The sequence below is a fragment of the Streptomyces sp. P6-2-1 genome (assembly GCF_050613165.1).
Taxonomy (GTDB): Bacteria; Actinomycetota; Actinomycetes; order Streptomycetales; family Streptomycetaceae; genus Streptomyces.
In genome coordinates this window covers 555,416-568,102 of record NZ_CP192513.1, presented here as the reverse complement: position 1 = coordinate 568,102, position 12,687 = coordinate 555,416, and the positions used below count along the sequence as shown (strand labels likewise).

General features: G+C 75.2%; 9 protein-coding genes. 5 read left to right on the top strand and 4 right to left on the bottom strand.

The window, feature by feature from the left end:
- The first annotated feature begins 66 nt into the window (after nucleotides 1-66).
- On the top strand, nucleotides 67-1,272 hold the full coding sequence (locus tag ACQYWQ_RS02500; RefSeq protein ID WP_431032224.1) for an LLM class flavin-dependent oxidoreductase: 1,206 nt from the start codon (nucleotides 67-69) through the stop codon (nucleotides 1,270-1,272).
- A gap of 26 nt (nucleotides 1,273-1,298) precedes the next feature.
- On the top strand, nucleotides 1,299-2,648 hold the full coding sequence (locus tag ACQYWQ_RS02495) for an NtaA/DmoA family FMN-dependent monooxygenase (protein ID WP_431032223.1): 1,350 nt from the start codon (nucleotides 1,299-1,301) through the stop codon (nucleotides 2,646-2,648).
- A 127-nt stretch (nucleotides 2,649-2,775) separates the two neighbouring features.
- Here ACQYWQ_RS02495 and ACQYWQ_RS02490 read toward each other — a convergent pair whose 3' ends face one another.
- Nucleotides 2,776-3,657 carry an alpha/beta hydrolase gene (locus ACQYWQ_RS02490; protein ID WP_431032222.1) on the bottom strand — a complete coding sequence of 294 codons (882 nt, stop codon included), beginning with the start codon at nucleotides 3,655-3,657 and terminating at the stop codon, nucleotides 2,776-2,778.
- 407 nt (nucleotides 3,658-4,064) lie between these two features.
- On the opposite strand from ACQYWQ_RS02490, the gene ACQYWQ_RS02485 reads away from it, so the two are divergent.
- The gene (locus ACQYWQ_RS02485; protein ID WP_431032221.1) at nucleotides 4,065-5,225 is read left to right on the top strand and encodes an exonuclease SbcCD subunit D; all 1,161 of its coding nucleotides are present in this window, start codon (nucleotides 4,065-4,067) and stop codon (nucleotides 5,223-5,225) included.
- A complete protein-coding gene (locus tag ACQYWQ_RS02480; protein ID WP_431032220.1) occupies nucleotides 5,222-8,227 on the top strand; it encodes an AAA family ATPase in 3,006 nt (1,001 codons plus the stop codon). The genes ACQYWQ_RS02485 and ACQYWQ_RS02480 overlap by 4 nt, the downstream gene beginning before the upstream one ends.
- 20 nt (nucleotides 8,228-8,247) lie before the next feature.
- Here ACQYWQ_RS02480 and ACQYWQ_RS02475 read toward each other — a convergent pair whose 3' ends face one another.
- Nucleotides 8,248-8,718, bottom strand: coding sequence for an Lrp/AsnC family transcriptional regulator (locus ACQYWQ_RS02475; protein ID WP_431032219.1), 471 nt, complete (start codon nucleotides 8,716-8,718; stop codon nucleotides 8,248-8,250).
- Nucleotides 8,719-8,811: 93 nt separating this feature from the next.
- Between ACQYWQ_RS02475 and ACQYWQ_RS02470 the strand changes: the two genes are divergently transcribed.
- Nucleotides 8,812-9,282, top strand: coding sequence for a rhodanese-like domain-containing protein (locus ACQYWQ_RS02470; RefSeq protein WP_431032218.1), 471 nt, complete (start codon nucleotides 8,812-8,814; stop codon nucleotides 9,280-9,282).
- Between the two features lie 65 nt (nucleotides 9,283-9,347).
- Here ACQYWQ_RS02470 and ACQYWQ_RS02465 read toward each other — a convergent pair whose 3' ends face one another.
- Both ACQYWQ_RS02465 and ACQYWQ_RS02460 read right to left on the bottom strand, forming a co-directional pair.
- A complete protein-coding gene (locus ACQYWQ_RS02465; protein ID WP_431032217.1) occupies nucleotides 9,348-11,030 on the bottom strand; it encodes a DUF885 domain-containing protein in 1,683 nt (560 codons plus the stop codon).
- A 212-nt stretch (nucleotides 11,031-11,242) separates the two neighbouring features.
- On the bottom strand, nucleotides 11,243-12,649 hold the full coding sequence (locus ACQYWQ_RS02460; protein ID WP_431032216.1) for a GNAT family N-acetyltransferase: 1,407 nt from the start codon (nucleotides 12,647-12,649) through the stop codon (nucleotides 11,243-11,245).
- Between the last annotated feature and the right edge of the window lie 38 nt (nucleotides 12,650-12,687).

Below are 12,687 nucleotides of genomic sequence, written 5' to 3'. Positions count from 1 at the left end.
CGCCCCGCCCCGTACCGCCTCGCTCGCCCCGTACCGCCGTCCCACCCCGACCGGAAGGGCCCCAGCATGTCCGACACACCTCCGCTCCACCTCGCCGTCGCCCTCGACGGGGCCGGCTGGCATCCCGCCGCCTGGCGTGAACAGGGCGCCAGGCCGGGGGAGTTGTTCACCGCCGCCTACTGGGCGGACCTCGTGCGCGAGGCCGAGGCCGGCCTGCTCGACTTCGCCACCTTCGAGGACGCGCTCTCGCTCCAGTCCAGCCGGCTCGACGGGCCCGACGACCGCACGGACCAGGTGCGCGGCCGCCTCGACGCCGTCCTCACCGCGGCCCGCGTCGCCCCGCTCACGCGGCACCTCGGCCTCGTACCGACCGCCGTCGTCACGCACACCGAGCCCTTCCACCTCTCCAAGGCGATCGCCACGCTCGACCACGTCAGCAAGGGACGCGCGGGGATACGGCTACAGGTCTCCGCCCGCCCACAGGAGTACGGGCACTTCGGGCGCCGCACCCTCGCACCGCTCACCCTCGGCGAACTCCGGTCCCCCGCCGGGCAGGCCCTCGTCTCCGGGCTGTTCGACGAGGCCGCCGACTACGCCGAGGTACTGCGCCGCCTGTGGGACAGCTGGGAGGACGACGCCGAGATCCGCGACGCCGCCACCGGGCGCTTCATCGACCGCGACAAGCTCCACTACATCGACTTCGCGGGCCCGCACTTCGCCGTCAAGGGCCCGTCCATCACGCCGCGCCCCCCGCAGGGGCAGCCGCTCGTCACCGCCCTCGCCCACCAGACCATCCCCTACCGCCTCGTCGCCCGCTCCGCCGACCTCGGCTACGTCACCCCGCACAGCGCGGACGACGCGCGCGCGATCGTCGAGGAGATCCGTACGGAGCGGGAGGCCGCCGGGCGCGCGGGCGAACCCCCGCACGTCTTCGGCGACCTGGTCGTCCTCGTCGACGAGGAGCCGGGCCGCGCGGCCGAACGGCTCGCCGCGCTCGACGAGCTGGCCGGAGAGCCGTACACGAGCGACGCCGAGATCTTCGCGGGCACCCCCGCCGAACTCGCCGACCTCCTCACCGACTGGCAGTCCGCAGGACTCACCGGCTACCGCCTGCGCCCCGCCGTGCTCGGCCACGACCTGCGCGGCATCACCCGCGGACTCGTCCCCGAACTCCAGCGGCGCGGCGCCTTCCGCACCGCCTACACCGCCACGACCCTGCGCGGCCACCTCGGTCTCGACGCCCACCCGGCCAACCGCTACGCGAGCGCCTGACGCCTGCCCCGGAGAGGAACCCTTCCATGAGCGCACCGCTCAAGCAGATTCACCTGGCGGCCCACTTCCCCGGCGTCAACAACACCACCGTGTGGAGCGACCCGGAATCCGGCAGCCACATCGACTTCGACTCCTTCGTCCACTTCGCCGAGACCGCCGAGCGCGCCAAGTTCGACTTCCTCTTCCTCGCCGAGGGCCTGCGGCTGCGTGAACAGGCGGGGAAGATCTACGACTTGGACGTCGTGGGCCGCCCGGACACCTTCACGGTCCTCGCCGCGCTCGCCGCCGTCACGACGCACGTCGGGCTCACCGGGACCATCAACTCCACCTTCAACGAGCCCTACGAGGTGGCCCGCCAGTTCGCGAGCCTCGACCACCTCTCCGCCGGGCGTGCCGCGTGGAACGTCGTCACCTCCTGGGACGCGTTCACCGGCGAGAACTTCCGGCGCGGCGGTTTCCTGCCGCGCGACCAACGCTACGCGCGCGCCAAGGAGTTCCTCGCGACCGCGCACGAACTCTTCGACTCCTGGCGGGGCGACGAGATCGCCGCGGACCCGCAGAGCGGCACCTTCCTGCGCACCGCGCGAGCGGGGGCCTTCGCGCACCACGGCGAACAGTTCGACATTCAGGGCCAGTTCAACGTGCCCCGCAGCCCCCAGGGGCGGCCGGTCATCTTCCAGGCGGGTGACTCCGAGGAGGGCCGCGAGTTCGCCGCGGCCGGAGCCGACGCCATCTTCAGCCGCCACGACACGCTGGAGGCGGGCCAGGCCTTCTACCGTGACGTCAAGGGGCGCCTCGCCCGCCACGGTCGCACCCCCGAGCAGCTCCTCATCCTGCCCGCGGCGACCTTCGCGCTCGCCGACACCGACGCGGAGGCCCGCGAACTCGCCCACGAGATACGGCTGAAGCAGGTGAGCGGCCAGACGGCGCTGCGCCACCTCGAACACGTGTGGAACACGGACCTCTCCGCCTACGACCCCGAGGGCCCGCTCCCCGACATCGACCCCGTCCCCGGCGAACACACCCTCGCGCAGGGCCGCTCCACCACGCGCCACCACCGCGACCCCCGCGAGATCGCCCGCGAACTGCGCGAGCGCGCCGAGGCGAAGAACCTCTCCATCCGTGAACTCGTCATCGACATCACCGCCCGCCAGACCTTCATCGGCTCGGCGGCGACCATCGCGGCGACGATCAACCATCTCGTCCAGCACGAGGCGGCCGACGGCTTCATCCTCGCCCCGCACGTGAGCCCCGGCGGCCTCGACGCCTTCGCGGCCCAGGTCGTCCCGCTCCTCCAGGAACGAGGCGTGTTCCGCCGCGAGTACGAGGGCACGACGCTCCGGGAGCACTTGGGGCTGGCGCACCCGGACGCGTGAGGGGGCGGCGGCTGGACGCGTGAGGGGGCGGTGGCTGGACGGGAGAGGGGGCGGAAGCGGGCGGGTGCCGGGTGGTCCGGTCGGTGCGTGGGCCCGGGGCGGTGGCCGGGGGCGGATGCGTCGTCCGTCAGGCCGTTTCCTCGTGGGCCGCGCCCGCGACCAGCTCCGTCAGTACCGTCGCGGCGCCGGCCGGGTGGACGAGCCAGTGGAGGTGGCTGCCGGGGAGGGTGCGGACCTTCGTCGGGTTCCCGGGCGTCAGCCTGTCCGCCTCGCGGATCAAGCGGTCCTGCATCGCGAGGGGGATGCTCGCGTCCGCCACCAGGCGGACGAAGGCACGGGGGACCGTTCCCCACGTGGCGGCCTGGGCCCGGTCGTCCGGCGTGCCCGCGTCCAGGCCCTCGTCGGGCTGGAAGGTGCTGAGGAAGCCGAGCAGCTCGTCCTCGGTGAGATCCGCGCCGAAGGCCGACCGGAAGGCGTCGAGCGCGACCGGGTCCGCCGTACGGAAGTTGACGCGCAGCACGCCGAGCGCGGCCGGGTCGGCCACGACCGCGGGGGCGAACGCGGCGGGGTCGACGCCCGCCATCTCCGGCTCGCCGTAGTAGTCGCCGACCGGCAGGTCCACGGGGCACCACGCGGACACGTACACGAGCAGGTCGACGAGGTCCGGCCGCGCGTTCGCGACGGCGGTCACGGTCGCTCCGCCCCTGCTGTGCGCGACGAGGACGACGGGCCCGTGCTCCCGTACCCGCTCCAGCACCCCGACGAGGTGCGCCGCGTTGTCCGCGAGCGTCACCCCCTTGATCACGCCCGGCGCGCTCGCGAGCGCCGCCGCGTCCTGCGGCGTCTGGTACCCGGGCGGGAACGTCGCACCGAAGCCGTGCCCCGGCAGGTCCACCGCGAGCGAGCGCTGCCCGCGCAGGGCGAGTTCCCGCTGAAGGGGAGCGAACGAGAAGGAGTTGGCGAAGGCGCCGTGGACGAGGACGAAGGTGGGCGAAGGAGGAGTGGCCATGCCGGCACCCTGTCGGGAAGCCGCTCTCCGGCGCAAGATCACATGGTGTCGGCACGTATTTCGCGCGGCCCTTGGCGACGGACGCCGAGCCGCGAGCCCGCACGGGCGGGACGGACGCGAAGGGGAGTGCGCGCACGCGGGGGCGCGCGTAACCGGCCGCGGGGGCGCGCGGAACCGGCGCGGCCGACGTCCTTCCCCGTGAGGGCGGCGCTGCCGAAGAGCCGACGACACGGCGGCCCGGTCAAAGCGGTGTGTATGGCGTGAAAGGGTCGCAATCGGCAACTCCGCGCAAGCCGCTCCCCGCCGGGTGGCAGACTGTCGGGCGTGAGGTCTCAGGTGGCCGCCGGGTGCGGCGGGAGCGGTGCGCGGGGTGATGTGCGAGTGAGCGGGCGGGCGGAGGGAGCGCGTTGAGGATTCTGCACACCTCCGACTGGCACCTCGGGCGATCCCTGCACCGGGTCTCGCTGCTCGACGCGCAGGCCGCCTTCCTCGATCACCTCGTGGCGACCGTACGGGAGCGTGAGGTCGAGGCCGTCGTCGTGGCCGGGGACGTCTACGACCGCGCGGTGCCCTCGCTGCCCGCCGTCGAGCTGTACGACCAGGCGCTGCACCGGCTCGCCGCGCTCGGCGTGCCCACCGTGCTGATCTCCGGGAACCACGACTCCGCGCGCCGCCTCGGCGTCGGCGCCGGGCTGCTCGGCACCGCCGGGGTCCATCTGCGCACCAGGCCCGCCGAGTGCGGCGAACCCGTCGTCCTGTCCGACGCGCACGGCGAGGTCGCCTTCTACGGGCTGCCCTACCTCGAACCCGGCCTCGTCAAGGACGAGTTCGCGGCGCCCGCCGACCATGAGGGCGTCCTCGGGGCCGCCCTCGACCGGGTCCGGGCCGACCTCGCGACCCGCCCCGCAGGCACCCGCTCCGTCGTCCTCGCGCACGCCTTCGTCACCGGCGGCGCCCCCAGCGACAGCGAGCGCGACATCACCGTGGGCGGCGTCAGCGCCGTACCCGCCGCGCTCTTCGACGGCATCGACTACGTCGCACTCGGTCACCTCCACGGCAGCCAGGCGCTCGGCGAGCGGCTGCGCTACTCGGGCTCCCCGCTCGCGTACTCCTTCTCCGAGGCGAACCACCGCAAGAGCATGTGGCTGATCGACCTGGACGGCGCGGGCGGCGTCACCGCCGAGCGCGTCGACTGCCCCGTACCGCGCCCGCTGGCCCGCCTGCGCGGCACGCTCGAAGAACTGCTCGCCGACCCCGCGCACACCCCGCACGAGAACGCGTGGATCGAGGCGACACTCACCGACCCCGTACGGCCCGAGGAGCCGATGGCGCGGCTCTCCGCCCGCTTCCCGCACCTGCTCAGCCTCGTCTTCGCGCCCGAGCGGCCGCCCGAGCCCGACGGGCGCAGCTACGCGCGCAGGCTCCAGGGGCGTGCCGACCACGAGATCGCCGAGGACTTCGTGACACACGTGCGGGGCGAGGCCCCCAGCGCGGAGGAACGCGCCGTGCTGCGCGCCGCCGTCGACGCCGTGCGCCGCGAGACGCAGGCCACGGAGGCTGGCCGATGAGACTGCACCGCCTCACCCTCACCGCCTTCGGGCCCTTCGCCGGGACCCAGACCGTCGACTTCGACCGCCTCGCCGACGCCGGGCTCTTCCTCCTGCACGGGGCGACGGGCGCGGGCAAGACGTCGCTGCTCGACGCCGTCTGCTACGCGCTCTACGGAGTGGTCCCCGGCAACCGCCAGGGCGTCTCGGCGCAGGGCGAGAAACTGCGCAGCGACCACGCGGCCCCGGCCACCCGTACCTCCGTCACGCTCGACTTCACCGTCGCCGGCCGCCGCCTGGAGATCACCAGGCAGCCGCCGTTCGTACGGGCCAAGAAGCGCGGCACAGGCACCACGACCGACAAGGCCCTGACCACGCTGCGCGCCCACGACCCGGCGCACGGCTGGACCGGGCTGAGCCGCACCCACCAGGAGATCGGCGAGGAGATCAAGCAGCTCCTCGGCCTCAACAGCGAGCAGTTCTGCCAGGTCGTCCTCCTCCCGCAGGGCCAGTTCGCCCGCTTCCTCGGCGCCGACACGGCCGACCGCGCGCTCCTGCTGCGCCAGCTCTTCGACACGCGGCGCTTCTTCGCCATCGAGGGACACCTGCGCGAGCGCAAGGCCGGGACGGACGAGGCCGTGCAGTCCGCCGACAGCGAGCTGCTCGCCCTCCACCACCGCATCGGCCAGGCCGCAGCGCTGCCCCGTGACGAGGCCCCCGACGACCCGCCGGGCGCGGGGGACCCCGCGCTGCCCGGGTTCGTCCTCGCGCACGCCGCGCTCGCCCGCGCGCACGCCAGGGAACTCCTCGACATCGCGCGCCTGCGCCACGCGGGCGCCGAGGCCGCGCACCACGCCGCGGCGGCCGCCCTCGACAGCGTCCGCGAACTCGCCGCGCTCCAGCGCCGCCACGCCGATGCCCGCGCCCGCGCCGACGCCCTCGCCGCGCGCGAGCCCGCGCACCGCGCCGCGCTGGACCGCCTCGACACCGCGCGCCGCGCCGAGACCGTCGCCCCCGCGCTCGCCCAGCGCGACGCCGCGGCCACGGCCCACGCCGAGGCGCTCGCCGCCGAAGACCGGCTGCGCGCGGCCCTGCCGCCCGAGCACGCCGAAGCCGACGCGGCCGCGCTCGCCGATGCCGCCAGGCGCCAGGACGAGACACGCGGCGCGCTCGCCTCGGCCCGCCGCGCCGAGGAACGCCTCCAGGACCTCGTGAGGGAACGGGAGGCCATCGACCGCGAGGACCGCGCCGACGCCCAGGCACGCGCCGAGGACGAACAGTGGCTCGACGCCTGGCCGGGACGCCGCGCGGAGCTGCGTGCCCGCGTCGCCGCCGCGCGCGACGCGGCGACCCGCGCCGCCGAACTCGCGGGGCGCACCGAGCCCGTGGCGCGCCGCCTCACCGCCGCGCACCGGTACGAGGAACTCACCGCCGGGCACACGCGGGCCGCGACCGCCGAGGCGGCGGCCCGCGCCCGCCGCGACGAGTGCCGCGCCGCCTGGCTCGACGCGCGCGAGGCCCGCCTCGACGGCATCGCGGCGGAACTCGCGGCCCAGCTCACCCCCGGCTCCCCCTGCGCCGTGTGCGGGGCGACCGAGCACCCCGCCCCGACCCCGCTCGGCGCCCGCCACGTCGACCGCGCCACCGAGGACGCGGCCGAGGCCGCCTACCGCCGCGCGGACGCGGCGGCCAACGAGGCCACGACCCGCGCCAGGACGCTCGCCGCGCAGCGCGACGCCGCGGCGGAGGCCGCGGGCGACACCCCCCTCGCCGCCCTCGTCGCCGAGAAGGCCGCGCTCGACCGCGAACTCACCGCCGCGCGCGCCCGGGCCGCCCGTCTCCCCGAGGCCCTGGCAGCCGAGGAACGCGCCGAGCGGGAGCACGCACGCCGTACGGCGGCGCGCGAGGCGGCGGCCACACGGAGCGCCGCCCGTACCAGCGCCCGCGAAGCGCTCGACGCCGAGGAGACCCGGCTGCGGGCGGAGGCCGCCGAGGCACGCGGCGGCTTCGCGAGCGTGGCCGCGCGCGCCCGTCACCTCGAAGGGCTCGCCGGGCTCCTCGCCGAGGCCGCCGACGCGGTACGTGCCGCCGGTGCCACGGCCGACCGGCTCAAGGAGGCCGACGCGCGCCTTGCCGACGCCGCCTTCGCCGCCCGCTTCGACACCCCGGAGCGTGCGGCGGCGGCGAGGCTCCCCGAGGGGGAGGCCAGGCAGCTGCGGGAACGCACCGATGCCCACGCGCGCGAGGCCCACACCCTCGCCGTCGCGCTCGCCGAGCACGCCGTCGCCGAGGCCGCCGCCCGGCCGCCCGCCCAGCCCGATGAGGCCGCCGAGGCCGCCCGCGCCGCGGAGGCCGCCGCTCGTGCCGCCGCCTCCGCGCTCGACGCGGCGCGCTCCCGCACCACCGCGCTCACGAGCCTCTCCGCCCTCCTCGCCGACCGGGTCCGCGCGCTCGGCCCGCTGCGCGCCGAACACGCCCTCGTGGGCGGGCTCGCCGACCTCGCCTCCGGCAGCGCGAAACGCAACGAACGGAAGATGCGCCTGGAGTCGTACGTGCTCGCCGCGCGCCTGGAGCAGATCGCCGCCGCGGCGTCGGCGCGCCTGGCCCGTATGTCGCAGGGCCGCTACACGCTCGTCCACTCCGACGACCGCGCGGGCCGGGGCAAGCTCTCCGGGCTCGGCCTGCACGTCATCGACGCCTGGACCGGGCGCGAGCGCGACACGGCGAGTCTGTCGGGCGGCGAGACCTTCTACGTCTCGCTCGCCCTCGCGCTCGGCCTCGCCGACGTCGTCACCGACGAGGCGGGTGGGGTGCGGCTCGACACGCTGTTCATCGACGAGGGCTTCGGGAGCCTCGATGAACAGACACTCGACGAGGTCATGGACGTGCTCGACGGACTGCGCGAGCGCGAGCGCTGCGTCGGCATCGTGAGCCACGTCGGCGAACTGCGCCGCCGCGTGCCCGCGCAACTGGAGGTCGTGAAGGGGCGCGCGGGCTCGACGGTAAGGGAGCGGGGGCTGTAGCCGCAGCCCCGGCTGGGCGCTCAGTCCTCGGGGGCGCGCAGCGCCCGGCCGGGGAGCGGCGAGGAGTACACGACGTTCGTCGTCACGGCGCCGAGCGTACCGATCCGCCCCACCTGCGTCTCCAGGTCCCGCATCGAGCGCGCGGCGACCTTCAGGAGGAAGCAGTCCTCACCCGTCACGTGGTGCGCTTCGAGCACCTGCGGCATGACGGCCATGAGGTCGTGGAACGGCTTGTAGTTCGTCGTGGGATAGCGAAGGCGTACGAAGGCGAGCACCGTGAGTCCGAGCCGCTCCGGGTCGAGCACCGCCGTGTACCCGCGCACGTACCCCGCCTCCTCCAGGCGCCGCACCCGCTCGGTCACCGCGCTCGGCGACATCGCGACCTCGCGCGCCAGCTCGGCGAACGAGGCGCGCCCGTCCCGCTGGAGCGCGTCGAGAAGGCGCCAGTCCGTCGCGTCGGGGGAGTGGGGTGAAGGGGAATGCGTGGTCATGGGGCGGGTATACCAGGGATTCCCTGGTCGTCGCCAGGAAAGGCCGGGGATCGCCCCTGTGAGTGCCCGCCCCCGCTTCGTACCGTTTCTCCCATGCACCCCACCACCCTGCTCGGCGCCTTCGCCGAACCCGCCGCGGCAGCCGCCCACTTCCGCACCCTCCTCGCGCACGCCGCCGACGTCTCCGACCTGGCCGCCGCGCTCGCCGACGGAGGCGACCCCGGTGTCGTCCTCGTCGACACCCGCTCCGACGCCGCCTGGGCCCAGGGCCGCATCCCGGGCGCCCGCCACCTGCCCACGGCGGTCCTCGCCGCGGGCGCCCACGGGCTCGATCCCGCGGTCCCCGTCGTCGTGCACTGCTGGGGTCCCGGCTGCGACGGCGCGCGCCGCGCGGCCCTCGTCCTCGCCGAACAGGGCTATCGGGTCAAGGAGTTGATGGGCGGCTTCGAGTACTGGGTGCGCGAGGGCTTCCCGTACGAGACAGGGACGGCGCCCGCCGTGACGCGCCGCGACCCCGCCGACCGCCTGACGGCCCCGCTCGCCGCGGACGACTGCGGCTGCTGACCCGCGGGGCCGCACGGCACGGGGGCGGGAACCCCGTGGGTTCCCGCCCCCGTTTCCCGCGTCGCTCAGAGCCGCGACAGCTCCTCGACCAGGTCGTCGAGACCCAGCGAGCCCTGCGAGAGCGCGGCCATGTGCCACTTCTTCGCGTCGAAGGAATCGCCGTGCGCCTTCTGGGCGTTGGCGCGGCCCGTGAGCCAGGCGCGCTCGCCGAGCTTGTAGCCGATGGCCTGGCCCGGCATCGACAGGTAGCGGATCATCTCGCTCGCGACGAAAGCGGCCGGGCGGCTGCTGTGCGCGGCGAAGAACTCGTGCGCGAGGGCCGGGGTCCAGCGCTCGCCCGGGTGGAAGGGCGAGTCCGCCGGGATCTCCAGTTCCAGGTGCATGCCGATGTCGATGATGACGCGGACCGCGCGCATCATCTGCGCGTCGAGGTAGCCGAGGCGCTTCTCGGGCGTGTCGAGGTAGCCCAGCTCGTCCATGAGCCGCTCGGCGTACAGCGCCCAGCCCTCGACGTTCGCCGAGACCATGCCGATCCCGGCCTGGTAGCGCGAGAGGGTGTCGGCGACGTGCGTCCACTGCGCGAGCTGGAGGTGGTGCCCCGGGACACCCTCGTGGTACCAGGTCGACGTCAGGTCGTAGACGGGGAAGCTCGTCTCGCCCATCGTGGGCAGCCACGTACGGCCCGGGCGCGAGAAGTCCTCGGACGGCTCCGTGTAGTACGGGGCCGCCGCGCTCCCCGCGGGGGCGATGCACGCCTCGACCTCGCGGACCCGGTCGGCCAGTTCGAAGTGGGTGCCGTCGAGCTGCTCGATGGCCTCGTCCATGAGGCCCTGGAGCCACTGGCGGGTCTCCTCGACGCCCTCGATACGAGTGCCGTGCTCGTCGAGGTGCGCGAGCGCGACCCACGGGGTCGCGGCGCCGGGCAGCACCTTCTCGGCCTCGGCGCGCATCTCGGCGAGCAGCCGGTGGAACTCCGACCAGCCGTACGCGTACGCCTCGTCCAGGTCCAGGTCGGCGCCGTTGAAGTTCCTGGCCCAGCGCGCGTAGCGCTCGCGGCCCACGACGGCCGGGGCGTCGGCGATCTCGGGCGCGTACTCGTCGCGCACCCAGTCCCGCAGCGCGGCGACGGCGGCCGTGGCGCCGCGCGCGGCCTCGTCCAGCTCGGCGCGCAGCGCCTCCGGGCCCGCGGCGACGAAGTCGTCGAACCAGCCGCGGCCCTCGCCCGCCCACTCGGTGAGCTGCTCGACGAAGGTCGCGGTCGGCTCGGGCTGCGCGGGCAGGTCGCGCTCCAGGCCGAGCGCGAGCGACTCCTGGTAGCCCTCAAGGGCCGCGGGGACCGCGCGCAGGCGCGCGGCGATCGCCCGCCAGTCCTCCTCGGTCGCGGTCGGCATCAGCGTGAAGATGTCCCGCACCGGGTGGGCGGGGGTGTTCATGTTGCCGACGGTGCGCAGGTGCTCGCCCGCCTCGTGGACGGCGAGTTCGGCGGTGAGGCGCTCGCGGAGCAGGCGGGCGCAGCGCCGCTCGATGTCGCTGTCGGCGCCCGGCGCCCGCTCGGCCTCGGCGAGCCGGTCCAGGGTGGTACGGGCGAGCGCGGCGAAGGCCTCGGCCCCGGTGGGGGAGAAGTCGGGCAGCCGCGTGGCGCTCTCGGCGACACCGAGGTACGTACCGGTGATCGGGTCGAGGGCGACGAGGTCGTCGACGTAGGCGTCGGCGACCTCGCGGGGGAGCGGGGTCTTGGTCTCTGGCATGGGGCTCATCTTGGTACCTGACGGCGGGCGGTGTCATCCGGATGGCGGGCCCTGGGGTGTCCGGTTTCCGGACGGCTTGCCGAAAGGTACGGGGTGAAAGCGCCCGTTCGTGCCAGAAAACGGGCCGGGGACGGAGGCGCCCCGGGCCCGTTTTCGCGGCGGCGCGGGCGGGTGCACCGCTCCCGCGACGCGGGTTCTCCGCCGGTGCGGACTCAGGCGTTGCGGCGCCCCTCGGCCACCGTGTCCCGCACCGGGGCGCGCTCCGGCACGTACCCCGTCAGGCGCGCCGTGATCACGAGCGTGCCTTCCTCGATCTGGTAGTCGAGCGGCAGCCCGAGGCCCCGCATCGCGGAGACCATGCCGGTGTTGGAGGCCTGCGTCACCGCGTACACGCTGTCGGCCCCGGCGTCGGCGGCCATCGCGACGAGCCGTTCCAGGAGCCGCGAGCCGACGCCCTTGCGCTGCCAGGAGTCCTCCACGAGCAGCGCGATCTCGGTCTCCTCGCCGTCCCACAGCAGGTGCCCGAGCGCCACGAGACGCCCGGACGCGGTCCGTGCCGCGAGGGTGCGGCCGTGCCGGGGGCTGAGCAGGTGCGCGAGGTAGCGGTCCGCGTCGCGCACCGGGCCGTGGTAGCGGCGGGCGAGCGTCGCGGGGGAGCAGCGGGCGTGGAGTTCCTTCGCCTCGTCGAGATCGCCCTGCCCGGCGCGCTCGACCGTGACGGCCTCGCCGCGCGGCAGCGTGTAGACCTCGGCACCGCCGGGGAGCCGGGGGCCGAGGCGCGCGTCGAGCGCGAGGAGCGCGCGGGCGCGGGCGAACTCGGTGGGCGTGAAGGGCAGGTAGGCCCGTTCGGCGGTGACGACGTCTCCTTCGGGGGTGTGCAGGCGCAGGACGGTGCCGGGACCGCCCTCGCCGTCGTGGATGCCCTCCGCGCCCTGTGCCGCCTTCCCCGCGGGCAGGGAGCGGATCGCGCAGCGGCCGAGCAGTTCGCGCAGCGCGAGGGGGAGTTCGGCGGGGTCGAGCGCGGTGCGCGTGGCGAGGTGCAGGATGCGCGCGGGCGGGTCGACGAGGTCGTGGGCGTCGGCCCGCTCGATCCACGTACCGCTGCCGCCCGCCGCGGCGACCGCGCGGGTCAGCGCGCTCGCCTCCAGGCTTGCCGGGGCGCGCAGCGAGAACTCGTCCACGGTGCCCTCGGCGAGCGGGTGGGTCTGGAGGCTGAGGATGTCGACGCGGTGCCCCGCGAGCGCCCCGCACAGCGCGGCGAGCGAGCCGGGCTCGTCGCGGACCGTGGTGCGCATGCGCCACAGGACGGTCGCGCCGGGCTGCTCCCGGGCGTCCGGCTCCGTACCGGTACCGCTGTCGCCCTCGGTACCGGTACCGGTATCGAGCGGGGGAGGGGCGTGTCCGTGGCGGCGTGACCACCACACGTGGAAAGCGGCCGTCGCCGCGAGCAGCACCGCCGAGGTGATCAGCAGTTCGGGGCCCCCTGGCCCGTGCGCGACGGTGTTGGCGACCGCGTCGGCGACGGCGACGGCGGTGAAGAGCGCGGCGAGTTCGACGAGTTCGCGGCGCCAGTGGCGGGGGCGCGGGGCCGCTTCGCGCACAGGGGTCTCAGTGTTCATGCGCTCAGCTTTGGGCACGGGTGTTGCGCGACAACGAA

Excerpts from the sequence above, each read along its gene's own strand:
- ACQYWQ_RS02500 (WP_431032224.1), top strand. The coding sequence starts at position 67 with ATGTCCGACACACCTCCGCTCCACCTCGCCGTCGCCCTCGACGGGGCC.
- ACQYWQ_RS02495 (WP_431032223.1), top strand. The coding sequence starts at position 1,299 with ATGAGCGCACCGCTCAAGCAGATTCACCTGGCGGCCCACTTCCCCGGC.
- ACQYWQ_RS02490 (WP_431032222.1), bottom strand. The coding sequence starts at position 3,657 with ATGGCCACTCCTCCTTCGCCCACCTTCGTCCTCGTCCACGGCGCCTTC.
- ACQYWQ_RS02480 (WP_431032220.1), top strand. The coding sequence starts at position 5,222 with ATGAGACTGCACCGCCTCACCCTCACCGCCTTCGGGCCCTTCGCCGGG.
- ACQYWQ_RS02475 (WP_431032219.1), bottom strand. The coding sequence starts at position 8,718 with ATGACCACGCATTCCCCTTCACCCCACTCCCCCGACGCGACGGACTGG.
- ACQYWQ_RS02470 (WP_431032218.1), top strand. The coding sequence starts at position 8,812 with ATGCACCCCACCACCCTGCTCGGCGCCTTCGCCGAACCCGCCGCGGCA.
- ACQYWQ_RS02465 (WP_431032217.1), bottom strand. The coding sequence starts at position 11,030 with ATGCCAGAGACCAAGACCCCGCTCCCCCGCGAGGTCGCCGACGCCTAC.
- ACQYWQ_RS02460 (WP_431032216.1), bottom strand. The coding sequence starts at position 12,649 with ATGAACACTGAGACCCCTGTGCGCGAAGCGGCCCCGCGCCCCCGCCAC.